This window comes from Mangrovibacter plantisponsor, from assembly GCF_003182475.1.
GTDB lineage: Bacteria > Pseudomonadota > Gammaproteobacteria > Enterobacterales > Enterobacteriaceae > Mangrovibacter > Mangrovibacter plantisponsor.
Window position 1 is genome coordinate 157,261 of record NZ_QGTS01000003.1, and the last position, 26,364, is coordinate 183,624.

Genomic DNA, 26,364 nt, shown 5'->3' on the forward strand with positions numbered 1-26,364 from the left:
CTGGCCGACGACAGGGTTTAAAGCACTGCCCAATCATGTAAAAATAACCGGGTACCAACTGGCGACAGATTTACCTGGCGAAGAAGGACGGCGGCTACCCATGAAGGGTTCTTATAAGATAATTATTACACTGGCTTTGCTGGTTGCCTTGCTGCCATTTGTGCTGTTTGCGAGCGTACAAGTGTGGCTCCCTGCGCTTGCCCGTTTGTGGCTGCCAACAGGTATGCAACTGGTCTTAACCGCTGAACCCAAAATCACTTTACGCCAGCTAACCTTGCCTGGTCTCCAGCTCAAAGTGGGAGACTGTACATTGGTTGATGTCAGCCAGTTACAACTTTCACACCCCCAATACTGGCGTCTTTCAGCAAATTCTCTGACGGCAGACCCGCAGTGTGCTGCCGGTTTGCCTGCACAACCAGGGAGTGAACCGCCACAAACATTAACCCGGATACAGCAATTGTTGCCCAGAGGCGACCTGTGGATAAAACATGTCAACGTTGTGCCCTGGCAGCAATACGGTGGGCAGGTACATCTTTCGGTTTCTTCTGAGCGTCAACTGCTATCCTGGCAGGGCGATAAGCTCAAATTACATGCCCGGCTCGCCGGGCAATCGCTAACTATCAGTGATATGGCGGTTGTTGTGCCAGGGCAGGACAAGCCGGTCACTTTACAGGGCGCAGTTTCACTAAATTTAGTGCCAGATGGTTTGCCAGAACAGGGTGAATTGTATGCCCACTTTGTTGTGCCGGATTTGCCTGAACCCGTGCTGGCCGAATTTCACTGGCAGGGAAACCATGGAGAAATTCGGGCATCCGTGCCGGGTAAACAACCACTGTTGGTCCTACCGTGGAAAGTGTCACCCCAACAAATAAGTATTGAACATGGCCAGTGGCAGTGGAGTGAATATAACCGCAAGGCAAGAGGGCAAATTTACCTGACTATAGACAACTGGTCTGGCGGCCCTGAGCAGGCGGTGGTATCCGGGCGCCTTAATGCACTCACTGAAGGGGATGCCGGGAAAGGGAACCTGGTAATGACTTTGGGGCCGGGTAAACTGAGTCTGGTTGACAGTGCGCTGCCCGCACGCCTCACAGGTGAAATAAAACAGGACAACATGATTTTCTATGTGGGGTTGCCTGTAATGCTGAGTGGCCCGTTGCAATCTTCTGTGTTGCATTTCCTGCCCGGTGCGCTGCTGCGCTCTCGTGGCAGGCTGGTTGATTCTCTGGATATCGATGATGTCCGTCTGCCACTTGCTGGTGTACAACTGACTCGCAATGGCGTTGCTGGCAGGTTACAGGCAATTCTGAAAGCCCATGAAAACCAGTTGGGTGCATTTGTTATTCACCTGGATGGTGTGGCGAATGACTTTTTGCCAGACAATGGCCGCTGGCGCTGGCGTTACTGGGGTAACGGCGTGTTTGACCCTATGCAGGCGCGCTGGGATGTACAGGGCGAAGGTGAATGGCATGACAGCCTGATTACCCTGAATACGCTCTCCACAGGTTTTGACCAGTTGCATTATGGCAGCATGACAGTATCCAAACCTCGCCTGACGCTGAGTGAACCTTTGAGCTGGCAACGTAACCCACAGTTGCCAGCTTTTGCCGGGAAACTGGCGCTCGAAACGGGGAAAACAACGTTTAGTAACGGCAGCTATCTTGACCCGGCAAGTTTCACCTTCCAGCTAATGGGGCAAAACCCTGACGCGTTTAATCTGCGTGGCGAACTGGTAGCCGGGAAACTGGGGCCTGTCACGGTCTATTCTCGCTGGGATGGTACGCGTTTGCGGGGTAAAGCGTGGTGGCCAGTACAGGGGTTGTCTCATTTCCAGTCACTTATTCCTCCGGATATGAAGTTACACCTCACTGATGGTGGCCTTGCGGCCCAGGTTGCGTTTTCTGCGGCTGTCAGCCAGGGTTTTGAAGCCGGTGGGCATGGCGTTATCCGTAAAGGCGCAGCACAACTGCCTGATAACGAAATCAGCGATGTTAACTTCACCTTACCTTTCCGTTTCTCTCAGGGGGTATGGCACCTGGGGACCCGTGGCCCGGTGCGTTTGCAGGTAGGCAAGGTGTCCAGCCAGTTTACGGCAACCCATTTAAATGCGGATTTACAGGGCTGGGTCCCATGGGACGACAGCCATCCGTTGCAACTGAGCAATGTCAGTGTTGAAGTGCTGGGCGGCAAAATTGAGATGCGCCAGTTACGCCTGCCACAGCATGACGCCGCGTTGTTGCGCCTTAATAATCTGTCTTCCAGTGAACTTCTCACGGCGGTACATGCCAAACAGTTAGCGGTCTCAGGCCGTATCAGTGGCGGGTTGCCACTGTGGCTGAATAATCCGCAGTGGATTGTGAAAGATGGCTGGTTGACCAACCCCGGGCCGCTCACTTTCCGGCTCGACAAAGATATGGCCGATGCAATAGTGCGTGACAACGTAACGGCTGGCCCGGCGATAAACTGGCTGCGCTATATGGAAATTAACCATTCATGGAGCAATATCAATGTCGATAACCTGGGCGTGCTGCGGTTATCAACCCAGGTTCAGGGCACCAGCTATAGTGAAGGTAAATCAGCGAAAGTTAACCTGAATTACCACCATGAAGAGAATATTTTTACGCTGTGGCGAAGTTTGCGTTTTGCCGACAATCTGGAGTCATGGCTGGAGCAAAATGCACAATTGACTGAACAGCGCTGCACTGGCAGCCATCAATGTAAGGAGAAACAATGAAACAACAGGCTTTCTGGTTGCCTGTTCTGGCAGTGATGCTGGCTGGCTGTACCCCAAGAATTGAGCTGGCTGCCCCTGAAGCGCCAATTACTATCAATATGAACGTGAAAATTGAACATGAGATCCATATCAAGGTGGACAAGGACGTGGAAACACTCCTTAAAAACCGCAGCGACCTGTTTTAAGCGAGCCATACCAGGGCTGGTACTGTTAGTGTTAAGCACGCCGGTAATGGCGCTGACACTGCAACAGGCTCGTGAACAAGGTAAAGTGGGCGAAACCTTCAGTGGGTATATCGCCGCGCGCAGCAATGACCGCGAAACAACAGCCCTGGTGGCCAAAATTAACCAGGCGCGGGCAGAGAGCTACCGGCAACTGGCTGCTCAAAACAATGTTCCGCAGGATGATGTCGCCCGCCTGGCTGGCAGCAAACTGGTTGAAAGAGCAAAACCAGGTGAATATGTGCGGGGCGTAAATGGCCTGTGGGTACAAAAGCACTAATACATACCCGGCCCGAAGCCATACAGCAAAGAGCAAAAAAGGGAAAAGAAGTCTTTTCCCTTTTTGCATTTATAAAGCTAATTTATGAACGGGTATAAATATTACACCAGTGCATCAATGGCGGCTTTGGCTTCAGCCTGAGCTTTAGCCAGAACCTCCGGGCCGTAACCCACACCTTCTTCGTAAATAAAATCAACTTCAGTAATGCCAATAAACCCGAGGAACAATTTCAGGTAAGGGGTGATAAGGTCGGTCGGGGAATCTTTATGGATACCACCACGGGTAGTCACGACAATTGCGCGTTTACCGGTCAGCAAACCTTCCGGGCCGTTTTCGGTATAGCGGAAAGTTACGCCTGCGCGAGCAATAAAATCGATGTAGTTCTTAAGCTGAGTCGTGATGTTGAAGTTATACATCGGTGCGGCAATAACAATCACATCGTGTGCTTTAAGTTCATTGATCAGCGTATCAGACAGGTTCAGGGCATCCTGCTGGCGTGGGGTAAGCGGAGCTTCACTGGGGCGTAACGCGCCTACTAACTCACCATCAAGTACCGGCACAGTATCAGTCGCCAGGTCACGTACCGTAATGGTATCGGCACTGTGTTTTTCCTGCCACTGAGTGGTCAGGTGGTCAATCAACAGGTTGGACTGGGAAAAACCGGCCAGAATACTGTTCTTCAAAACAAGCACTTTGCTCATTCATACTTCCTTTTTGATACGAGTGGGCGCGTAAACGCGCGGAATCATCTCACTCTATTTACAAATGGCTGGCAGAGATAGTGCAATTAATCGAACTGTATGTTCGAATTTTTTGAACAAGGCGTATTGCTGCTGAATGTGTTACCCTGAAGGCATGCTTGTTATTGGGCCCGGCAAACCTGCAACGGGCCGCGTCGATACAGAATATATGGACAATAAAACTATAACTTTGAATGCGTTATTTGCGCAGCTTGATAACTTGATGTTGCGTGACCGCCAGGCGTTTTCTCGCCGTCTGCATGGGGTTAAAAAGACCCGTCCGGAATCCCGCGAAGCCATTCTGACTACGCTCGCTGAAGAGATGAACCAGGCTCAGGAGCGTGTGTTACAACGCCTGGCAAGCCGCCCGGAGATAACCTACCCGGAAAACCTGCCAGTCAGCCAAAAGAAAGCGGCTATTTTTGAAGCAGTGCGCGATAACCAGGTCGTCATTGTAGCCGGGGAAACCGGTTCCGGGAAAACAACCCAGTTACCTAAGATCTGTATGGAATTAGGGCGGGGTGTGAAAGGCCTGATTGGCCATACTCAGCCACGGCGCCTGGCAGCGCGAACTGTTGCCAACCGCATTGCGGAAGAGCTCAACACTGAACCCGGTGGGTGCGTTGGATACAAGGTGCGGTTTACCGACCAGGTGAGCGAACAGACGCATGTCAAACTGATGACCGACGGTATTTTGCTGGCGGAAATTCAGCAAGACCGCATGCTGATGCAGTACGACACATTAATTATTGATGAAGCCCACGAACGCAGCCTGAACATCGATTTCTTGTTGGGTTACTTAAAAGAGTTACTGCCTCGCCGCCCGGACTTAAAAGTTATTATCACCTCGGCAACCATTGACCCGGAACGCTTTTCGCACCATTTCAATAATGCGCCCATTATTGAGGTTTCCGGGCGCACTTACCCGGTTGAAGTGCGTTACCGCCCGATTGTGGATACAGAAGACGACACCGAACGTGACCAACTGCAGGCAATTTTTGATGCAGTGGATGAACTGGGCCGTGAAAGCCCGGGTGACATTCTTATTTTTATGAGTGGTGAACGGGAAATCCGTGATACTGCAGACGGTCTTAATAAACTGGACTTGCCGCACACAGAAATTCTGCCGTTGTATGCCCGTTTGTCTAACAGTGAACAGAACCGGGTATTCCAGTCTCATACCGGGCGGCGCATTGTACTGGCAACCAACGTGGCAGAAACATCACTGACAGTGCCGGGCATTAAATATGTGATTGATCCGGGTACTGCGCGTATCAGCCGCTACAGTTACCGTACCAAAGTTCAGCGCCTGCCCATTGAACCCATCTCTCAGGCTTCAGCTAACCAGCGGAAAGGCCGTTGTGGGCGTGTATCTGAAGGGATCTGTATTCGTCTGTACAGTGAGGACGATTTTCTCTCGCGCCCTGAGTTTACCGACCCGGAAATCCTGCGCACCAATCTGGCCTCAGTCATATTGCAGATGACTTCGTTGGGGCTTGGTGACATTGCAGCTTTTCCCTTTGTTGAGGCGCCGGATAAACGCAACATTCAGGACGGCGTGCGGTTACTGGAAGAACTCAGTGCTATTACCCACAATAAGCAAGGGGATGGCTGGCGGCTGACAGCAGAAGGCCGCCAACTGGCACAGTTACCTGTAGACCCGCGTCTGGCGCGTATGGTTCTGGAAGGTGCGAAACAAGGCTGTGTGCGCGAAATGATGATAATCACATCGGCCTTATCTATTCAGGACCCGCGCGAGCGTCCGGTAGAGAAACAGCAGGCGTCAGATGAAAAACATCGCCGTTTCCATGATAAAGAATCGGATTTTATGGCCTGGGTAAATCTGTGGAATTACCTGGGTGAGCAGCAACGTGCGCTTTCATCCAGCCAGTTCCGCCGCCTGTGCCGTGCTGAATACCTCAATTACCTGCGGGTAAGAGAGTGGCAGGATATCTATACCCAGTTACGCCAGGTAGTTAAAACTTTCCGCTTACCGGTCAACAGCGAACCGGGTGATTACCGTGCCGTACATACCGCGTTACTTACCGGCCTGTTATCTCACCTTGGCATGAAGGATGCCGAAAAGCAGGAGTTTACTGGTGCTCGTAATGCCCGCTTTGCTATTTTCCCGGGCTCCGGGTTATTTAAAAAACCGCCGCGCTGGGTAATGGTGGCCGAACTGGTTGAAACCAGCCGCTTATGGGGCAGAATTGCCGCAAAGATTGAGCCAGAGTGGGTTGAGCCGCTGGCACAGCATTTGATTAAACGCAGTTGGAGTGAACCGCACTGGTCACGGGCACAGGGTGCCGTTATGGCAACAGAAAAAGTCACTCTGTTTGGCTTACCTGTTGTTGCTGCCCGGCCGGTTAATTACAGCCCGATTGACCCGGTATTATGCCGTGAGTTGTTTATCCGCCACGCGCTAGTGGAAGGCGACTGGCAAACCAGGCACAGTTTCTTTCGTGAAAACCAGAAACTGCGTGCGGAAGTGGAAGAACTGGAGCATAAATCCCGCCGCCGCGACATTCTGGTAGACGACGACACACTGTTTGATTTCTATGATCAGCGTATCAGCCACGAAGCTATCTCTGCACGCCACTTCGACTCCTGGTGGAAACAAGCCAGTAAAGCGTCGCCTGATTTGCTCAGCTTCGAAAAAGGCATGCTGATCAAAGAAGGTGCCGGGCAGGTCAGCAAGCTTGATTACCCGAACTTCTGGCATCAGGGTGCACTGAAACTACGCCTGACTTACCAGTTTGAACCGGGTAATGATGCCGATGGTGTGACAGTGCATATCCCGTTACCACTGCTTAACCAGGTTTCGCCCGCCGGGTTTGAGTGGCAAATCCCCGGGTTGCGGCGTGAACTGGTTATTGCATTGATTAAATCCTTGCCTAAGCCAGTACGCCGTCATTTTGTCCCTGCGCCGAACTATGCCGAGGCATTTTTGGGCCGCACCGATGGCCAGCAACCATTACTCGACAGCCTGGAGCGTGAGTTACGCAAAATGACCGGTGTCACTGTTGACCGCGAGTCGTGGCACTGGGAACAGGTTCCCGATCACCTGAAAATGACTTTCCGTGTGGTTGATGACAAAAACCAGAAACTGCGTGAAGGCCGGGATTTAGATGCACTCAAAGAAACTCTGAAAGCAAAAGTTCAGGAAACGCTGTCTGCGGTTGCTGATGATGGCATTGAGCAAAGTGGCCTGCATGTCTGGAGCTTTGGCGCTTTACCTGAAAGTTACGAGCAAAAACGCGGTAACTACCGGGTAAAAGCATGGCCAGCACTGGTGGATGACAAAGACAGTGTTGCCATTCGTTTGTTTGATAACCCCCATGAACAACAGCAGGCTATGCGCCTGGGGCTGCGGCGTTTACTGCTACTCAATATCCCATCGCCCATTAAATACCTGCATGAAAAATTGCCCAATAAAGCCAAACTTGGGCTCTATTTTAACCCTTACGGTAAGGTGCTGGATTTAATCGACGACTGCATTGCCTGTGGTGTAGACAAGCTGGTTGCAGATGCCGGAGGGCCGGTTTGGGATGACGCGGGGTTCCAGGCGTTGCATGAAAAAGTGCGTGCGGAATTAAATGACCAGGTGGTGGATATCGCAAGCCAGGTTGAGCAGATCCTGACGGCCGTTTTCGCTGTCAACAAGCGCCTGAAAGGGCGGGTGGATATGACCATGGCACTGGCTCTTTCCGATGTGAAATCGCAGTTGTCAGGGCTGGTTTACCGTGGGTTTGTTACACAAAACGGTTATAACCGACTGGGCGATACACTGCGCTATTTACAGGCTATCGAAAAGCGCCTCGAAAAACTGGCCATTGACCCGCATCGTGACCGGGCGCAAATGCTGAAAGTGGACCAGGTGCAGCAGGCGTGGGTGAAATGGCTCAACAAATTACCTGCCAACCGCCGTGAAGACGAAGATGTGCTGGCAATTCGCTGGATGATAGAAGAGCTACGGGTGAGTTATTTTGCCCAGCAACTGGGCACGCCTTTTCCGGTATCTGATAAACGGATTCTCCAGGCGATGGATGCCATAACGGAATAACTGGTTACCTGAGGTATTGCAATACAGGTATCTGAAAACAGGTACTAACGATACCGTGATTAACGGCACCGTTACTAACCACTCCGTTACTAACCACTCCGTTACTAACTACAGGGCTACTGAGCGGTTCAGTAGCCCTGCCAGTATGCAGCCTGCTTAATGGTTAACCCGCGCCAGCATAAAACCATCCCATCCCTTGATCCCTGTGGTTTGTAGAGCCGTGGCGGTTAATCTTCCCGATTGCCCTGCGTCCTGCAAAAATGCCTGTATACCCTGAACATGGGGATCGGGGTGTTGTGCATCGGTAATTGCGCCGTTGCGCACCACGTTGTCGCCAAAAATCAGTGTGCCAGGGCGCGACAGCCGTAGTGCCCAGTCTAAATAGGCCGGGTTGTTGCGCTTGTCTGCGTCTATAAAAATAAAATCAAATGGCGGTTGCTGAGCCAGATTCGGCAGCGACTCCAGCGCCGGGCCAATGATAATTTCTGTTTTGCCAGTAACACCGGCTAAATCAATATTCTGTTGTGCAATACGCCCGTGGTGCGGGTCAAATTCGAGGCTGACAATTTTACCGCCTTCAGGTAATGCTCTTGCCATCCAGATAGCACTGTAGCCACCCAGAGTGCCGATTTCCAGAACACGTTGTGCACCAGAAATAGTAATCAGCATCGCAAGAAATTGTCCCTGGGCTGGGGAAACGTCAATGGCAGGCAGGCCTGCCTGTTGGTTATTTTTCAACACCCGTTCCAGTATCTCATCTTGCGGCAGTAACGCTGACATTAACCAGTTATCTACAGCTGACCACTGTTCTTGCATTGTTCACCTCGCAGGGATTAACCTAACAAAAATTCAACAACCACTATACATAAAAATAATGAAGAACAGTGACATCGTAATTACCATCCAGGCTGAGTCTGCAACCAGCTACGATGCCCTGGCATTTTAACCACGCGCCGCGCAGTGGCGGCACGGCAGCTAAGATAGCGACTCTGGTTCTGTATGCAGAGCTCCGCAATGCCTGGAGCGGGTGGCAGCATAAATGGCGACCAGTGAAATAAGCACGGTAATGCCCAGGTAAATAGCGACAGGCTGCCAGTCACCGCCTGATTGCGCGAGAAGCGCGGTGGCTATGAGTGGCGCAGTGCCACCTGCCAGTGCCGCACCAAGTTGGTACCCCAGCGTAATCCCCGTATAACGCACATTTGCGTCAAAAATCTCTGAGCACAGTGTGCCGAGCACTGCCGTGACCGGCGCCCACAAAATACCGAACGCAATTACCGTAGCAACCACAATACCCCAGGTGGTGTGGGTATTGAGCAACATAAACCAGGGCACAATAAAAATTCCCAACATGATAACGCTGACGGTATACATGCGCGCCCGGCCAATTTTGTCCGAAAGCAAACCCATCAACGGAATCATCACTGTGGCGACTAATGCCCCGAGTGTGACGGCTTCCAGTGTCTGGGATTTTTCATAGGTAAGAATGCCGGTGGCATAGCTAACCACAAACGTTGAAAAAATATAAAATGGTGCCGTTTCCACTACCTTCAACCCGGCAGCGATTAACACTTGTCTCCAGTGGTATTTCAGTGTTTCACGTAATGGGGTCTTACTAAGTTTCCCTGACTGTTTGACTGCTTTGAAATCAGGTGTCTCATCAATATCTTTCCGGATCCAAAGCCCCAACAGCACCAGTACGGCACTTAAAATAAACGGAATTCGCCATCCCCACGCCAGAAATTGCTCTTCGCTGAATAAGGTCATCAGAGATACCATGAATGTCGCCATCAACATGCCAATGGTGACCCCAGCCTGAGGAATACTGCCAAAGAAACCTTTACGCGATGCAGGTGCGTATTCGTAGGCCAGTAACAATGCGCCACCCCATTCACCACCAATACCCATTCCCTGAATAATCCGCAATAAAATCAGTAAGGCTGGAGCCCACAAACCAATACTGTTGTAGTCCGGCAGTAAACCAATCATTACCGTGGCACCTCCCATAAGAGAAAGGGTCAGTACCAGCGTCTTTTTGCGCCCGATTCGGTCGCCAATATGTGCAAACACTACGCCGCCAATTGGGCGAATGAAGAAGGTGAGTGAGAAAGACAACCAGGCAAGCATCATCCCGATAACGGGATCCACCATGGGAAAGAATAATTTGTTAAATACCAGTGCGGCTGCCGTGCCATAAAGAAAATAATCGAACCATTCAATTGCGCTACCAGTCAGGCTGGCAATCAGCACCTTTTTGTTTTTCCGTAAAATCGTGGTGCTGCTTTCATGTGTAACCATAAACATCCTCGCCACGTGAATGAAGTAATACAAAGTACAACCACTGGCCTGTTTAGCCCGGTGCGACTCTGTGTGAAATATTTGTTAACGCTTTAGCAAATTAGGTATGTAAAAATGATTAATCAAGTTATCTGAATGTTAATTTCAGTGAGAAAGTGAAAAACAGTGGCGATAAATTTTGTTTAAATGTGTCAGCAGGTAACTAAATTCTTAAAAAGAATTAAAAATCAGGGGTTGATCCAGGTGCAACCTGGTATTTTTTGGAGGATTCTGGCTTTTTTACTCGTAAAAAGAATAAGATGGCACAAGCATGGTTTTGGGGTGAAGTGATCGGTTATGCCGAATAATTCATCGTCCTCATTACCGGGACAAACAGCGCAGGAGAGAATCATTGGAAGCATCTTCAGGCAGCGTTATGGCAGCACATGGCAAAAATTACAATATGGTTGAAGACCTTAACCTGGTCAGTAACTGGCTTGCCCAGCGGGATACTGATATTGATAGATCACGTTCTTCAATAGTTGTACTGGCTGGCAATGCTGTATTGCCAGTTATTGAGCATGCTTTTCATCAGGCCCGTGAATTACAGGCACTCTTGCTGATAACCGGTGGTGTCGGCCATTCTACGGGGTGGTTATATCAGGCGGTGCAGCAAAGCTCTTGCTACCAGCACATTCATACTGGCGGGCGTACCGAAGCATCAGTGATTGGTGAAATGGCAGCCACCGTTGCTGGCCTGCCGCCCGAGCAAATATTACTCGAATGTGAGGCGACCAACTGCGGTGAAAATGTTGATTTTTCGTGGCGTTTAATGCAATTACGCGGCCTGGCACCACAGCAACTGGTTGTGGTTCAGGACCCAACCATGCAACGGCGTACAATGGCTACATTTGCCCGCCTGAAAAACCAGGTTTCCATCCTGCCAGACTGTGTGTCATCGCCAGGGTTTGTGCCCAGGTTAACCGGCCAATGCGAAGATATTGCATTTGAAAATGAAGCCACAGGCTTATGGCCGGTTCACCGTTTTATTGAGCTGACCATGGGGGAACTGCCACGCCTGTATGATGACAACAATGGCTATGGGCCCGCAGGTAAAGGTTTTATTGCCCATGTGCCTCTGCCTGAAGAAATCATGCTAGCGTGGCAACGTTTATCTGCCTGCGAGCCTCTGCGGGGCATGCTTGCTGCACGCAAACTTGCATAGCATCACGGGTATTGTGCTTCGACCCAGTTCATGAGCAGTTCAGGCCAGCTTTGGGCTGGTAAATCAAGGCAACCGCGAATACCAAAACCATGCTGCCCTTGTTGGAAGATATGCATTTCGGCAGGAACCTTGTGGGCAAGTAACGCCTGAAACATGAGCAGGCTGTTTGCGACAGGCACCGAAGGGTCATCAGCAGCATGGGCAAGAAATACGGGGGGCATATCATCACGAACCTGTAATTCCAGTGAATGGTGTTGCCGCCAGAGTGGCTCGGGAGTTGCGCCCAGTAAAGCACGGGCTGAACCCGGGTGAGTTAACGCTGCATCCATGGTAATAACCGGGTACATCAGCGCAGCGAAATCCGGGCGTGCACTGAGGCTGTCTGCTTCATCCATTGCCGGGTAAGCAGGGTAGTCAAAGTGTGTTGCAAGGCTGCCGGCAAGGTGCCCCCCGGCAGAAAAGCCAAGAACACCAATACGTTGTGCATTTAACCCCCACGCTGGTGAGCGTGTGCGAATAACCCTGATGGCACGTTGAATGTCTGCAAGTGGCGCCAGGCTGGCTTCACTGTGGCCGCCATCGGGCATGCGGTAGGTCATGACAAACAATGTATACCCTTGTGCTGTAAAGCGTGCTGCCAGGTCGCTGCCTTCTTTATCAACCACCACACGGTTATAACCACCACCGGGTGCCACTAATAGTGCAACCCCATTAGGCTCCTTTGGCCGCCAGGCGCTGATGAGTGGCGCCCTGATTCCAGTTGCGGCACGGTCAGGCAAACTGGCGAGTGTACTGCGTTCAGTAAGAACATAGTGCGCCGGGCTGGTATGTGCGCCCGGTGCTTCGCCCGCAGGCCAGATGGTAAATGTTTCGTCTGGCTCCAGGCGCGCTATAGTTTGGTAATCAGGGGGCATATGTGTCCTTCTCAAAGCATAACTTGTGCTCTCAACGGGTAAACAACAGCTTACCACTAACCCTGAAACGGTTGTTACTTATGCAAAACACCGTTTTTTCGCACTGAAAGCAAAGAAAAACTAATGAATTCTTAATGCGTAATCAGTATGTTGAACACTTCACTGAATATTGAGGATGTCGTTATGCGTGGAAAGTACAGTTCGGTTCAGATAACGCTGCACTGGCTGGTTTTCTTATTGGTGATTATCGCTTACTGCTCCATGGAGTTGCGGGGCTTCTTCCCGCGGAGTTTCCGTCCCGTACTCAGCAGTCTGCACTATGGTTCAGGGATCCTTGTTATGGTGCTGATGGTAGCGCGCCTCGCCGGGCGGGCCATCTGGCCAACCCCACCGATTGAGCCTAAACCATCGCCCATGGTGACGGGGTTATCTCACCTGGCACACCTGGTGCTGTACCTGATGTTTATCGCACTGCCGCTATTAGGTGTTATTTATCGTTACTATCGCGGTAATGACTGGGCGATTTTCGGCCTGCCCATGCCAGTCTCCGCCACACCGAATGAAGATTTCGCCTGGCAGGTAAAAGATATCCATGAGCTGGTGGCAACTGTCGGCTATTATATTATTGGTCTCCATGCCGCTGCCGCACTTGCGCACCATTATTTCTGGAAAGACAACACGTTGTTGCGCATGATGCCGCGTAAAAAATCCAGTTAATCACCTCTGAAACCTGCCGCTGCACACTGGCAAATCGGTGGCAGGTTTTTCCTGAAGCATTCTCTCGTTCTTTTCTGCGACCCAGACTGTAAACCTGGTTAAATACTCTGTCTGTCCGATACCCGCTGCGCGGTTTGTGGGCTATACACACAGTGTGAACTGCGCTACAAAACAGCACGGGTGTAAATAATCTATCCGGGCGAAAAACATAAAGAAAAACGAGTGACAGGCGATAAAGCTTGTGAGAAAAAGTTTTTATTTTACTAATTACAATACCTGGAACAGGGGCCATCTTACATGAGCCACAAGCGACTGAGTGATTTTGTCTATCGCCATTTTATTGAGCAAGTAAAGGATTACGCCATTTACATGTTGAATCCTGACGGAACGGTCGCCAGCTGGAATGAAGGTGCAAACCGGGCAAAAGGTTACAGTAGCGATGAAATCGTCGGCCAGTATTACGGTATTTTCCACAGTGAACAGGACCGCAATGCGGGTTTGCCACAACGTAACCTTCAACTGGCTTTAGAACATGGTCAGTATGAAGGAGAAGGCTGGCGCTACCGAAAAGATGGTTCCCGTTTCTGGGCTCATGTGGTTATCGACCCGATTTACGATGAAGAAGGTGTGCATCTTGGCTTTGCCAAAATCACCCGGGACGTTAGCGAACAAAAAGAGATCAACGACAAAATCTCCTGGATGGCGCGGTACGATGCACTAACCGGCCTGCCAAACCGTGTTGAGTTTTTCTCGTTTGTCGAACAGTTACTGAACAATAGCGAATACCAGCGTATTGCGGTTTGCACTATTGATTTGGATAAGTTCAAAGATATAAACGATATCGAAGGCCACCATATCGGCGACCAGCTCTTACAACGAGTTGCCGCACAAACCCTCAAAATACTGGGTAAAGACGAAATTGTTGCCCGTTTTGGCGGTGATGAGTTTGTTGCGGTAAAAGGTTACAACAACCGCCTGGAAGCACGCGCGTTCACTTCCCGCTTATATGCCTGTTTTTCCGGGTTGCAAAAATTTGCCACAACCGAATTTTCTGTGTCGGCCAGCATGGGCGTTGCGGTTTACCCTGATGATGCAACGGATATTAAAAAGCTCCTCAGTAATTCAGACCTTGCAATGTACCGGGCAAAGCAGGCTACGGACGTGAAAATATGCTGGTATGAAAAAGACATGGATGAAGAAACACGTTATCGCAATATGCTGGCAGGCGATATCCGCAAGGGCATTAAAGAAGGGCAGTTCTATCTGCATTACCAGGAAAAACGCGCCATCAAAGATAAAGAGATTTCAGGTTATGAGGCACTGTTACGCTGGAATCATCCACGCCTTGGGCCGGTTTCACCCGATGTTTTTATCCCTATCGCTGAAGAAAGTGGCGCGATTGTTCCATTAGGCTACTGGGTGATAAGTACCGTATGCCAGGAAGCGATGGAAAGGCAAATTAATAAGAAAATATCTATCAATATTTCACCAGTGCAATTACGCCACCCCAACTTTATTGAGCGAGTACGCACATTGTTGCAACGTTCTGCTTACCCAATGAGCTTGCTGGAATTCGAAGTAACGGAAACCGCGTTTATTGTTAATAAGAAGCTTACATTCAATGTGTTGCATCAGTTTCAAAAAATGGGAATAAGTATTGCGCTGGATGATTTCGGTACTGGATATTCTTCTTTGAGTACTCTGCGGGAGTTCCAGTTTGATGTGATAAAACTGGATAAAAGCTTTCTCAATAACGTTGAGAAAAGCTATGAAGCACGTTCTTTTGTGCGAGCCATCATTTCACTGGGTAACTCCATCAATACGCCACTGATTGCCGAGGGCGTAGAAACTGCTGAGCAATTACGCATTCTGGAGGAAGAAGGGTGTAGTGAGATCCAGGGCTTTTTATTTGGTAAACCGACAGACATAGACCATTTATAACGCACTTTGCATTCCTCTGTTTTCCTCTCGCCGGGAAAGTGTGATCCTCCCGGCATAATCTTGTTAACGCTACGCAAAATGTCTTTTAAGGCGTAATAAAACGGCTACGGATGCCGATGTCATTGGTATTGCTTTCTTTGTACCCCTTATAAATTTAAAGAGAGTTATTATGGAAAGGGCAACGACATCTGCACAAACTATATCCGGGTCTGTTCGTTTCTGGCACCACATCCGTCTGGTTCCCCTCTTTTCCGCCATTCTGGGCGGGGTGTTACTACTGTTTGCTTTATGTATCGGTCTTGCTGGCTATTTCCTGGTTCAGGGTAATAGCTCACTCAGTGATGTGACCGATGAAATACAGGTGCGCATGGGCATCTCCAACAGCTCCAACCACCTGCGTACCGCCCGTATTTTATTAATTCATGCCGGGGCGGCCGGGCGTGTCGCAGATATGGATGTCATGAGCAAAGATATTGCTGATGCAGAAGCGCGTATTAAAAAAGCTCAGGAAGGGTTTGCTGTTTACATGGACCGCCGGTCGAAAACACCGCAAGACACCGCACTGGATGGCGCACTGAAAACCCGTTTTGACGACTATGTCGAAAAGGGCATGAAGCCAATGATCAAATATGCCAAAAATGGCATGTTTGAAGCGATTATCACCCAGGAGAATGAACAACTGCGCAAACTGGATGATGACTATAATGAGGTTTTGCTGAAGGCGATTGCCATTCGTACTGCGCGCTCCCAGCAACTTAACGCTATGGCGCATCACGATACAAATATTGGTCTGATGGTGATGGGGGGCGCTTTTGTGCTGGCTTTATTTATGACAGCTATGACCTTCATCATGTTGCGAAAAATAGTGATACAACCCTTGCAACGTGCTGTTAAGCGAATTGAGGCTATTGACGCTGGCGACCTCACACAACCAGAAGAATTAACCAGCCGCAGTGAGATTGGCATGCTCAACAAACATTTGCAACACATGCAGCAATCTCTGGTGAGAACTGTCACCACTGTGCGTGATGGCGCCAGTGGCATTTACCAGGGCACCAGTGATATCTCTGCCGGCAACGTCGATTTAGCTTCACGAACTGAGCAACAGGCAGCCGCTATTGAACAAACTGCCGCCAGCATGGAGCAACTGACGGCAACCGTGAAGCAAAATGCGGAAAACGCGCACCATGCAAGCAAACTGGCTGGAGAGGCCTCACAAAAGGCCTCGCACGGTGGGCAGATTGTTACCGGTGTGGTTTCTACCATGAACAATATTTCAGCCAGTTCACGGAAAATCTCAGAAATCACATCGGTTATTAATAGCATCGCGTTTCAGACCAATATTCTGGCACTGAATGCCGCCGTTGAAGCTGCGCGTGCAGGAGAGCAGGGGCGTGGGTTCTCTGTGGTAGCCAGTGAAGTTCGTACTCTTGCACAACGCAGTGCACAGGCGGCCAAAGAAATTGAGAACCTGATTAATGAATCTGTTTCACTCATTGAACAGGGTTCCGGTGAAGTGCGGGAAGCAGGCAGTACCATGACTGGTATTGTAGAGTCGGTGAAAAGCGTGACTGGCATTATGCAGGAAATAGCTTCTGCATCTGATGAACAAAGCCGCGGTATAGAACAGGTAGGCCAGGCTATTACTGAAATGGATAATGCCACACAGCAAAACTCAGCTCTGGTGCAGGAGGCATCAGCCGCAGCCCGTTCACTTGAAGAACAGGCCGCGATACTGTCTCAGGCTGTCGGTATCTTCCGGTTATCTGGTGACAGCCACAGTGAGCGTACTGCGCCCGGGCGGGCGAAAAAAACGCAGGCCGCATTACCACAGGCTTCATCAACTGGTCAGGAGAACTGGGAGACGTTTTAACACTGCTCGCCATTAGCTGAATACAACCCACAAGCAGATGCCTGTGGGTTGTTTATTTAAACCAGGCGCAAATCTGGATGCGGTTGCGAAGCAGTGATACTCACCGGTACAGATTTGGAAGTAGGAGTCCCTGTACCATCACCAAAGCTGGACAATGGAATTAACGGGTTAGTTTCCGGGTAGTAAGCTGCCAGGTTACCACGGGGAATGGCATAACTGACCAGTTTGAAACCGGTAACTTTTCGTTCAATACCGTCATTCCAGTGGGTTTCGATATCAACGTCATCGCCCGGTTCCAGCCCAAGCGCTGCAATATCATCGGGGTTCATAAATAACACTTCACGCTGCCCGTAAACACCACGATAACGGTCGTCCAGACCATAAATTGTCGTGTTATATTGGTCATGAGAACGCAATGTCTGCAATATGAACGGTGCTTCCACCGGGGTTACTGACTGCGGCAATGGAGCCGGGCTGAACTCTGCTTTACCACTCGGTGTGGCAAAACGGTAACTTGCCGCCGCATTACCCAGCCAGAATCCGCCAGGCTCTGCACATTTCTCATTGAAATCAGTGAACCCAGGTATAGTGGCTGCAATATGGTCACGAATCAGGTTGTAATCAGCACTCAGGGCAAGCCAGTCCAGTTTCTCACATCCCAGTGTCGCTGCGGCGATTCCGGCAACAATTGCCGTTTCAGAGCGTTGCGTGGCTGCCAGTGGTTTGCCTATCCCTTCAGATGCATGCACCATACTGAAAGAATCTTCGACAGTAATAAACTGACGGCCACTTTCCTGAAGATCTTCTTCAGTGCGCCCAAGCGTGGGCAGGATTAGTGCTGAATCGCCAGGATAAAGGTGGCTGCGGTTCATCTTGGTACTGATATGTACTGTCAGCCCACACCGGGATAAGGCTTCAGCGGTACGCTCGCTATCAGGCGCTGCGGCGGCAAGGTTGCCACCCAGTGTTATCAGAACCCGAACTTCATCACGCAGCATGGCCTCAATTGCTTCAACCGTGTTATGGCCTGGTGCTCGTGGTGGCGTGAAGTCGAAATGTTTCGCCAGGCTGTCGAGTAATGCAGCAGAGGGTTTTTCATCAATCCCCATTGTACGGTTCCCCTGAACATTGCTGTGCCCACGCACCGGGCATAGCCCAGCGCCGGGTTTGCCCAGGTGCCCCCCCAGCAATTGCAGGTTAACAATTTCCCGTACACTATCCAGCGAATGTTTATGTTGGGTAATACCCATCGCCCAGGTGCAAATAACCCGTTCGGCATTTTGCCAGATACCGGCTGCTTCACGCAGTTGCTGCTCACTCAGGCCAGATTGCTGAGTGATAAAGTCCCAACTGGTGTTATCGATTTCAGCAAACCACTGTTCAATCCCCTGGGTGTGCTCACTGATAAAAGCATCATCAAAAATGCCAGGTAAGCCATCTGCCAGGTGTTGCCGGTGGGTTTCCAGCAGTGCTTTTGCCATGCCGCGCACCGCTGCCATATCGCCACCTAAATTCGGTTGATAATACGTAGAGCTGATGTTTCCAGCTAAAGGGGTGACGACTTCAAGCGGTTTTTGCGGGTCAGCGAACCGTTCAAGCCCACGTTCACGCAGGGTATTGAACGTTACAATACTGGCACCGTTTTCAGCTGCATGGCGCAGGCTGTGAAGCATACGCGGGTGATTTGTACCAGGGTTTTGGCCAAATACAAAAATGGCGTTTGCTTTGTCGAAATCATCGAGGCGAATTGTGCCTTTACCAACGCCAATACTGCGTTTCAGCCCGCTACCACTGGCCTCATGGCACATATTCGAACAGTCGGGGAAATTATTTGTGCCCAGCATCCGCCCGAATACCTGGTAGAGATAAGAAGCTTCATTACTTGCACGCCCGGAGGTGTAAAGCTCCAGTTGGTTAGGATTGTCCATTTCCTGAATATGGCGGGCAACCAGTGCAAAAGCATCCGGCCAGGTGATGGCTTCGTAGTGATCGGTTTCAGGGTTGTAACACAACGGTTCTGTCAGGCGGCCCTGGTACTCCAGAAAATAGTCACTTTGTTTGCGTAGCGCGCTGACTGTGTGTTGGGCAAAAAACTCTGCGGTGATATGGCGACGGGTGGCTTCCCAGGTAACAGCTTTAGCGCCATTCTCACAAAAACTGAATGTACTTTTATTATCATCACCCCAGGCACAGCCGGGGCAGTCAAAGCCTTTGGCTTTGTTCATGCGCATCAGGTTGCGCAAATTCTTAATTGCGCGTTTGCTGTCAAACACAAACCGGGTTGTTGCTTCCAGTGATCCCCAGCCACCTGCGGCCGCGTGATAAGGTTTAATCGCTGTTTTAAATTTCATAGTGTGACGTCCATACTGGAAATTTACGCAATAGTGTGCGTAATCAATACATGCAGTATACGCCGCAAATTTCCAACATTCGCGCAACAATGTGCGGTTATTGTTTCCTGAACGTTCTAACAGTGTTACTTATCATGCAAGTTGCGCAACACAATACAATCAGGCAATAGTTTGGCGAATGGCATTAATTAATGTTACGGCGTGAACAGAAAGCGGGGTGTCGACACGGGTCAGAATACCAACCGGTTCGCCATTTCCCGGTATGGCAACAGGTAATGAGACCAGTACACCCGTTTTAAGATCTTCTTTTACCGCGCCAGAGGGCACAAACCAAACGTAGTCATAGTCAATTGCGAGTTGCCGGGAAAGTGAAGCAGACAAAGTTTCAACATGGCAGGGCGAAAGTGTACAACCTTGTTCTTTAAGCAAGGCTTCAGTTTTGTCCCTGGGCGGTGTACCTTCAGGCAGCACAACGGCTGGCCAGTCGAGAATACGGCGAAATGTCAGGGTTTCGTTGAGTAGTGGATGCCCCGGGTGAACCACCAGACGCAGTGATTCCAGAAACAGCAATTCGTAGCTTAATCCACCCATTAATTCCGGGTCAGACATGCGGCCGATTCCAAAATCCAGTTCACCACTTTTTAACCCGGATAAGATCATGGTGTTATTCATGGCTGCCACTTGCAGGCTGACACCAATTTGATGGCGATGGAATTGGCCTATTACAGCAGGCAATAACCCCAGTAGTGCCGTTGGCAGTGCACCAAGGCGCACTACCTGAGGCTCACCTTGTGTGGCGGAATGCAAAGAGTGCCCGGCAACCTGAAGTGCATCAAGAATGCGCAGTGCATGGGTCAAAAATTGCTCGCCAGTGGGGGTGAGATGTGCCCCCATACGCCCCCGCTCAAGCAGGCGGGCCCCAATCAAATTTTCCAGCTCATTTAATGTCTTGGATAATGCTGGCTGGCTGAGGTTAAGCGTTTGTGCCGCGCGCCCAAGAGTTCCCTGCTGAGCGACGGCAACAAAAGTGTGTAAATGGCGCAAGCGAATGCGCTGCATGAAGTGACCATAATTTTCCATAACGGATGTTAAAACCAGTTTTTTGCTATTTTCAAGTGACTTAGCTGTATTCTGATAACTTCATTGCAAAATTACATTAACAAACATCGCAATTTTTAAACAAAGTGCGGATTCTGGCTACGCTGACGTTCCGGGTTGCCCGGCTGAATCGAGGCAAATCAACGCCGGTAATTTTTATGTGCCAGGCAACCATATGCTCCGGTTATATAAACGAAGACTGCAGGGGATAAGACCACTAAATTTGGCGCGTTGCCAGGATCACAAAAGCTGAATAATTTCAGTGTGGCGCAAAGGTGTTATCTAACCTTTGGGAAAAGACCTGAGGAAAATAACATGGGCGAGTATGTCAGTGCAGATGAAATTCGGGAAATGTTCGCACAGGCGATGTCTGTGATGTATCAGCAAGAAGTACCGCAGTATGGCACGTTGTTGGACCTGGTTGCCGACGTCAACATTGGTGTGCTGGAAAAACACCCCATGTTGCTTGAACAACTGACAAACGATGGAGAAATTGGTCGGCTCAATGTTGAGCGGCATGGCGCTATTCGTGTTGGCACGCCAGAAGAACTGGCGGGGTTGCGCAAGGTTTTTGCCATCATGGGCATGTACCCCGTGGGGTACTATGATTTGTCTGTTGCCGGGATACCGGTGCATTCAACCGCGTTTCGCCCCACAGAAGACGCCGCGCTGGCACGTAATCCATTTCGTGTTTTTACCTCATTACTGCGCCCGGAACTGATTGAAGACACAACGCTTCGGGAACAGGCGCTGCATATTCTGGCGCAGCGTTCAATTTTTACGCCAGGCTGCCGTGAACTGGTAGATACCCACGCACAACAAGGTGGTTTAACCGCCGTGCAGGCGCAGCGCTTTGTCAGTGAAGCTCTGGAAACATTTCGTTGGCGCCAGCAAGCCTGCGTGGATGCGCAAACATACCAGGCACTGAACAGTGCGCACCGGCTGGTGGCCGACATTGTCAGTTTCCCCGGGTGCCATATTAATCACCTGACCCCCCGTACACTGGATATTGACCGGGTACAGGCACTGATGCCTGAATATGGCATTACTCCCAAGAATGTGATTGAAGGCCCGCCGCGCCGTGTATACCCCATTCTTTTGCGCCAGACCAGTTTCCGGGCACTGGAAGAAAAAGTGGTATTTGGCGAAGGGGCTCAGGGAGCGCATACCGCACGTTTTGGTGAAATAGAGCAGCGAGGAGTGGCCCTGACCCCGAAAGGGCGGCGGTTGTATGATTCTCTGTTAGCTGAAGCGGGTGTCGCTGCGGATAATTTTGCACACCAAAATCAGTTACGTAATACCTTTGCCCGTTTCCCCGATGACGAAGCGACACTGCGCCAGGACGGGCTCGCCTGGTACCGATACCGGTTATTACCTGCCGGAGACGCAAACCGCCAGGCGATTAAACCGGACGACAACCCACAGGCACTAATTGAACGAGGCTGGCTTGCTGCATCCCCTGTTACTTATGAAGATTTCCTGCCTGTCAGTGCCGCCGGGATTTTTCAGTCCAACCTGGGAGCGGAAACGCAGGTCAGGGAGCGGGGGCATGCCAGCCAGCAAGCCTTTGAAACAGCACTGGGCTGTGCGGTGAAAGACCCGTTTGCTTTATATCAGGACACTGAAAACCGCAGCCGTCGCCTGTGCGGGCTGGCTGCGGTTAACAGGCTAACGGATACCGACTAAAGCGCATTCAGGCGTTCGATGTACGCTTCAGGCAGTTGCAACTTCGCGGCATCAATATTTGCCAGCAAATGCGCTGGCTTGCTGGTGCCCGGAATCAACAAAATATTAGGTGACCGCTGTAATAACCAGGCCAGTGCGACTTGCATGGGGGAGGCCGAGAGTTCACTGGCAACAGCGCTGAGTTCGGCCGATTGTAGCGGCGTAAAGCCACCGAGCGGGAAATAAGGTACGTATGGGATGTCGCGTTGTTCGAGCCAGTCAATCAGCGCATCATCACTACGTTCAGCCAGGTTATAACAGTTTTGTACGCAGGCGACAGGGGTTAATGCCAGCGCCTCTTTGATTTGCGTGGGGGTAACATTACTGAGCCCAATATGGCGAATTAACCCCCGAGACTGCAGGTTAAGTAATGTCGTTAACGGGCCTTCGAGGCTACCTTCGGCTGGTTTATGCACATCATACATACTTCTCAGGTTGACTATCTCTAACTGGTCAAGACCGAGGTTTTCCAGGTTTTCTTCCACCGCCCGGGTCAGTTCACTTTCCGACATCGCCGGTATCCAGTTCCCTTTATCATCACGCCTGGCGCTGACTTTCGTCACCAGGCATAACTCTTTTTGATACGGATGGAGTGCCTGCCTGATCAGTTGGTTAGTAATGTGCGGGCCATAGAAATCTGAGGTATCAATATGGTTAATACCTTGCTCGATAGCCAGGCGCAGAACTTCAATTGCCTGTTCCGGGTTATCCGGGGGGCCAAAAACACCTGGACCGGCGAGTTGCATTGCGCCATAACCCATCCTGAATACTTGCTTATCGCCTAATTGCCGGGTGCCTGCCAGTTGAACGGTTGTCATGGGATACCTCCTGTTAGTGTACTCTGAATTGTAGGCAAGCCAGTCTTGTGCGACTATTCCAGTTAATCACGACACTATGTACGGAAATCCGCACAATGGCATATGATTTGAACGACCTGCAGGCGGTGGTTGCTGTTGCAAGGGCGGGCGGTTTTCGTGAAGCAGCCCGTAATCTCAACACTAATCCGTCGCGGCTCAGTGATGCAGTACGGCGAGCAGAACAACAACTGGGTGTGCGTTTGTTCAACCGAACTACCCGCACAGTCGCCCTGACTGAAGCAGGGCGCGCTTTGGTTGAAAACTTGCGCCCGGCGCTGGATGAAGTCGAAACTGCGCTGGATAAAATCAACGGTTTTCGCCATACCCCCCGTGGCACATTGCGCCTGAACGTACCCGTAAGTGCCGCCCGGCTGATCCTGCCAGGTATTATTCCGGCATTTCTCGCCCGTTACCCGGAGATTGACGTAGACATCATCGCTGAAAGTAACCTGGTTGATATTTTCAGTGCCGGTTGTGATGCCGGGATCCGTTATGAAGAGAGCCTGGCACAGGATATGATTGCCGTTCCCTTTGGGCCACGCACACAACGGTTCGCGGTAGTGGCCTCACCTGAGTACCTGGCGCTTGCAGGCCAGCCCGAACACCCGACGCAATTAATGCAACACCGCTGTATTCGTTGCCGCTACCATAGTGGAGTTATTTCAGACTGGGAATTTCACAAAGGCGATGAAACAGTGCGGGTTCAGGTAAAAGGCCCCCTGGTCGTCAGCATCGGTGCCGCAGTTGACCTGGCTGTGGATGCAGCGATTAAAGGCGCGGGAATTATTATGCTTTTCGAAGACTGGCTGGCCCCGGCAATCGCCCGTGGCGAACTCAAGCCGGTGCTGGAGCCCTGGTGGCCTGAATTCAGCGGCCCGTGGCTCTATTACCCGGACCGCCGCCTGGTGCCTGCGCCATTGCGGGCCTTTATTGATTTTATTCATGAACTAAATGCGTATGAAAGGGAAAGCGGGAAACATGATACTGGCACACTCAGTGGATAATTGTCAGGTTATGACAACCAACGGATTGCTTGAAGGGAAGTGTGAAGCGGGTGCTCGGGTATGGCGTGGTGTTCCTTATGCCAGACCACCTGTTGGGGAATTGCGCTGGCGGGCACCTCAACCACCTTCCGGCTGGCAGGGAATAAAACAGGCATATATATATGGCCCGGCCAGTTGGCAGAGTGAAGAATACTGCCGCGAACTGGGTGGCGGGGACCCGGGTAGTTTTAGTGAAGACTGCCTGTATTTAAATATCTGGGCTCCGGCAACACCGCCCGCGCATCCTTTGCCGGTTATGGTCTGGCTGCATGGCGGCGGTTTTACCATTGGCGCCGGTGGGCTGCCGCCTTATGAAGGCCACGGTTTAACCCGGCGCGGTGTCATCCTGGTTACCGTGAATTACCGCCTTGGACATCTCGGTTTTTTTGCCCACCCGGCGTTAGACGGGGAAGACCCCCGAGGCCCGTTACACAACTTTGGTTTACTTGACCAAATTGCGGCACTGAACTGGGTCAGGGAGAACATCGCGGCTTTTGGTGGTGATGCACAGCAGGTAACGTTGTTCGGCGAATCTGCAGGAGCACGAAGTGTGATGTCACTGATGGCCTCACCCCTTGCCAGCGGGTTATTTCACCGGGCGATAATTCAAAGCGGTTACACGTTACCAGACACTCCACGGCCAGAGGCATTACACAATGGTGAACAAGTAGCGGCAGTTCTGGGGTTAAAACACGCCACTACTGAACAGCTGCGAGAATTACCGGGCGATGCCTTCTGGCCTCTGGCCGCACCTTATTCACCAGCACCTGTGCCAATAAGTGGTGATATTGTGCTACCCCAACCGGCACTGGACTGCTTTATGGATGGCAGGCAGCATCCGGTACCGGTCATTGTAGGAAGTAACAGCGATGAAGCCAGCGTGCTCTCTGTGTTTGGCGTGGATGCCGCACAACAAATCCGCCAGATGCGCAAAACTCACCGGGGCGGACTTGCCCTGATACGCACGCTTTACCCGCATGCTTTACAGGATGATGTGCTCGGGCGCGAGGTTTGCCGTGATATGGCGTTTACCACACTGGGCCTGATTATCAGTGATGCACAAAAGAGAGCAGGCCAGGCTTGCTGGCGTTACTGGTTCGATTATGTCAGTGAAGGTGAACGGGACAGCCTGCCTTTTGGCGCGTCGCACGGTAATGAAGTTGCTTATGTGTTTGATACGCTGGCAACCATGATAACCACTACTGGGGCAGACCAAAGAGTTGCCGCTATTCTTGCTGATTACTGGGCCGCATTCGCCAGCCAGAAGAATGGAGAAGCGCATGCTCTTGCCGGGCCGGTCGCCTGGCCGGCACAAGGCGTTTTACAAATTGGCCAGCGGCGGCAGTTTGGTTTTCGCCATCGTCGCTGGTTTATGCCTTTGCGCCTGCGGTTGTTTAAACGGGTGATGAAACACCATGTAAATCTGGACTAAGTAACGCCTGGCGGAAGTCGTTTAAATTGCCTGCTTCGCTACCAGGCTTGCGCAACACCAGGCGGTATGCCGCCCCCGTAGGAACTGCCTGTTCAGACAGCCGCACCAGCCGCCCGGCATTAATATCCGCAGCAACAAGGTGTTCATCGGCAATTGCAACACCAAAGCCCTGAATTGCGGCGCTGATAGCCAGATCCATGGTATCGAAGTGCTGGTTTTTACGCATTACCGGCCAGGGGCGGGGCTGGCTGTTCCACCACAATAACCAGTCAGTTTTATCCCGGGTGGGGTGTAAAAATGTCAGGCGGGATAAGCTTTCAGGTTGTGCTGCCAGTTGTTTTGCCAGCACCGGGCTTACTACCGGAGTCAGGCACTCATCAAACAGTAATTCACCACGTTCAGCTTTCCCATATTCAATCGCAGCGTCGAAGGGTTCGGCATGGAAATTAATGCCGTGATCGGTTGTGGTGGTTAACACCACATCCAGATCCGGGTGGTGGTGTTCAATGGCAAGAAGGTTGGGCAATAACCAGCGCATAGCGCAGGTTGGCGCTTTAAGGCGTACTGATTGCGGTTTCTGGCGTGCCTGCTCAGCTACTATATGCACTTGCCTGAAGGCCTGTTCAAGTTCCGGGAGCAGCGCTTTCCCCCGAGGAGTCAGGTGCAAACCCCGGGCGTGGCGTTCAAATAACGCGAAGCCAAACCAGTTTTCCAGTGAGGCAATTTTGCGGCTTACTGCGCCCTGAGTCAGGTAAAGCTCTTTCGCTGCATGAGTCAGGTTAAGGTGCCGGGCGGTAACAATAAAGGCTTCAAGCGCATTCAGTGGCAGGGAATGGCGGGGCATACACATCTCCAGCTATGCAATTTTTGCAT

At 51.0% G+C, this 26,364-nt stretch carries 19 protein-coding genes; 11 read left to right on the forward strand and 8 right to left on the reverse strand.

Annotation, left to right across the window (positions count from 1 at the left end; all coding sequences use genetic code 11):
- The first annotated feature begins 100 nt into the window (after positions 1-100).
- From DES37_RS05635 to DES37_RS05645, 3 genes are read left to right on the forward strand one after another with little or no spacing between them, the layout of a single operon-like run.
- Positions 101-2,734 (forward strand): YdbH family protein, encoded by a 2,634-nt coding sequence (locus DES37_RS05635; protein ID WP_110025146.1) that lies wholly within the window; start codon positions 101-103, stop codon positions 2,732-2,734.
- Entirely contained in the window at positions 2,731-2,919 is a 189-nt protein-coding gene (locus DES37_RS05640; protein WP_036112943.1) for a YnbE family lipoprotein, read from the forward strand. Before DES37_RS05635 ends, DES37_RS05640 begins: the two co-directional genes overlap by 4 nt.
- Before the next feature lie 46 nt (positions 2,920-2,965).
- Complete coding sequence (locus tag DES37_RS05645) at positions 2,966-3,235, forward strand: YdbL family probable chaperone protein (protein WP_072006995.1); 270 nt, start codon at positions 2,966-2,968, stop codon at positions 3,233-3,235.
- A 101-nt stretch (positions 3,236-3,336) separates the two neighbouring features.
- Here DES37_RS05645 and DES37_RS05650 read toward each other — a convergent pair whose 3' ends face one another.
- Positions 3,337-3,936, reverse strand: coding sequence for an FMN-dependent NADH-azoreductase (locus tag DES37_RS05650; protein WP_036112947.1), 600 nt, complete (start codon positions 3,934-3,936; stop codon positions 3,337-3,339).
- Positions 3,937-4,144: 208 nt separating this feature from the next.
- Here DES37_RS05650 and hrpA point away from each other — a divergent pair, with 208 nt between their 5' ends.
- Positions 4,145-8,038, forward strand: coding sequence for an ATP-dependent RNA helicase HrpA (gene hrpA / locus DES37_RS05655; RefSeq protein WP_110025316.1), 3,894 nt, complete (start codon positions 4,145-4,147; stop codon positions 8,036-8,038).
- A gap of 156 nt (positions 8,039-8,194) precedes the next feature.
- On the opposite strand, the gene DES37_RS05665 is transcribed toward hrpA, so the two are convergent.
- Both DES37_RS05665 and DES37_RS05670 read right to left on the reverse strand, forming a co-directional pair.
- Positions 8,195-8,854 carry an O-methyltransferase gene (locus DES37_RS05665; RefSeq protein WP_110025148.1) on the reverse strand — a complete coding sequence of 220 codons (660 nt, stop codon included), beginning with the start codon at positions 8,852-8,854 and terminating at the stop codon, positions 8,195-8,197.
- A gap of 159 nt (positions 8,855-9,013) precedes the next feature.
- A complete protein-coding gene (locus DES37_RS05670; RefSeq protein ID WP_110025149.1) occupies positions 9,014-10,336 on the reverse strand; it encodes an MFS transporter in 1,323 nt (440 codons plus the stop codon).
- A gap of 391 nt (positions 10,337-10,727) precedes the next feature.
- Between DES37_RS05670 and DES37_RS05675 the strand changes: the two genes are divergently transcribed.
- Positions 10,728-11,540 (forward strand): YdcF family protein, encoded by an 813-nt coding sequence (locus DES37_RS05675; protein WP_110025150.1) that lies wholly within the window; start codon positions 10,728-10,730, stop codon positions 11,538-11,540.
- Positions 11,541-11,542: 2 nt separating this feature from the next.
- Here the strand turns inward: DES37_RS05675 and DES37_RS05680 are convergent, their stop codons facing one another.
- Positions 11,543-12,454 (reverse strand): alpha/beta hydrolase, encoded by a 912-nt coding sequence (locus tag DES37_RS05680; protein WP_110025151.1) that lies wholly within the window; start codon positions 12,452-12,454, stop codon positions 11,543-11,545.
- Between the two features lie 183 nt (positions 12,455-12,637).
- Here DES37_RS05680 and cybB point away from each other — a divergent pair, with 183 nt between their 5' ends.
- The 3 genes from cybB to DES37_RS05695 all read left to right on the forward strand — a co-directional run bounded on the left by cybB (position 12,638) and on the right by DES37_RS05695 (position 16,985).
- Positions 12,638-13,171 (forward strand): cytochrome b561, encoded by a 534-nt coding sequence (cybB, locus tag DES37_RS05685; RefSeq protein ID WP_036113612.1) that lies wholly within the window; start codon positions 12,638-12,640, stop codon positions 13,169-13,171.
- Positions 13,172-13,468: 297 nt separating this feature from the next.
- Entirely contained in the window at positions 13,469-15,112 is a 1,644-nt protein-coding gene (locus tag DES37_RS05690; RefSeq protein ID WP_110025152.1) for a putative bifunctional diguanylate cyclase/phosphodiesterase, read from the forward strand.
- Between the two features lie 169 nt (positions 15,113-15,281).
- A complete protein-coding gene (locus DES37_RS05695; RefSeq protein WP_110025153.1) occupies positions 15,282-16,985 on the forward strand; it encodes a methyl-accepting chemotaxis protein in 1,704 nt (567 codons plus the stop codon).
- 56 nt (positions 16,986-17,041) lie between these two features.
- Here the strand turns inward: DES37_RS05695 and DES37_RS05700 are convergent, their stop codons facing one another.
- Both DES37_RS05700 and DES37_RS05705 read right to left on the reverse strand, forming a co-directional pair.
- On the reverse strand, positions 17,042-19,336 hold the full coding sequence (locus tag DES37_RS05700; RefSeq protein ID WP_110025154.1) for an FdhF/YdeP family oxidoreductase: 2,295 nt from the start codon (positions 19,334-19,336) through the stop codon (positions 17,042-17,044).
- A gap of 159 nt (positions 19,337-19,495) precedes the next feature.
- The gene (locus tag DES37_RS05705) at positions 19,496-20,416 is read right to left on the reverse strand and encodes a LysR substrate-binding domain-containing protein (protein WP_110025155.1); all 921 of its coding nucleotides are present in this window, start codon (positions 20,414-20,416) and stop codon (positions 19,496-19,498) included.
- 333 nt (positions 20,417-20,749) lie between these two features.
- Here DES37_RS05705 and hglS point away from each other — a divergent pair, with 333 nt between their 5' ends.
- On the forward strand, positions 20,750-22,120 hold the full coding sequence (gene hglS, locus DES37_RS05710; RefSeq protein ID WP_110025156.1) for a 2-oxoadipate dioxygenase/decarboxylase HglS: 1,371 nt from the start codon (positions 20,750-20,752) through the stop codon (positions 22,118-22,120).
- Here the strand turns inward: hglS and DES37_RS05715 are convergent.
- Positions 22,117-22,977 carry an oxidoreductase gene (locus DES37_RS05715; RefSeq protein ID WP_110025157.1) on the reverse strand — a complete coding sequence of 287 codons (861 nt, stop codon included), beginning with the start codon at positions 22,975-22,977 and terminating at the stop codon, positions 22,117-22,119. The genes hglS and DES37_RS05715 overlap by 4 nt on opposite strands.
- A gap of 95 nt (positions 22,978-23,072) precedes the next feature.
- On the opposite strand from DES37_RS05715, the gene DES37_RS05720 reads away from it, so the two are divergent.
- Both DES37_RS05720 and DES37_RS05725 read left to right on the forward strand, forming a co-directional pair.
- Positions 23,073-24,020, forward strand: a complete 948-nt coding sequence (locus DES37_RS05720; protein WP_110025158.1) for a LysR family transcriptional regulator — start codon at positions 23,073-23,075, stop codon at positions 24,018-24,020.
- Positions 23,995-25,491: a carboxylesterase/lipase family protein gene (locus DES37_RS05725; RefSeq protein WP_425451687.1), complete on the forward strand. Its 1,497-nt coding sequence runs from the start codon at positions 23,995-23,997 to the stop codon at positions 25,489-25,491. Before DES37_RS05720 ends, DES37_RS05725 begins: the two co-directional genes overlap by 26 nt.
- Here the strand turns inward: DES37_RS05725 and DES37_RS05730 are convergent.
- Complete coding sequence (locus DES37_RS05730; RefSeq protein WP_110025159.1) at positions 25,454-26,335, reverse strand: LysR family transcriptional regulator; 882 nt, start codon at positions 26,333-26,335, stop codon at positions 25,454-25,456. The genes DES37_RS05725 and DES37_RS05730 overlap by 38 nt on opposite strands.
- Between the last annotated feature and the right edge of the window lie 29 nt (positions 26,336-26,364).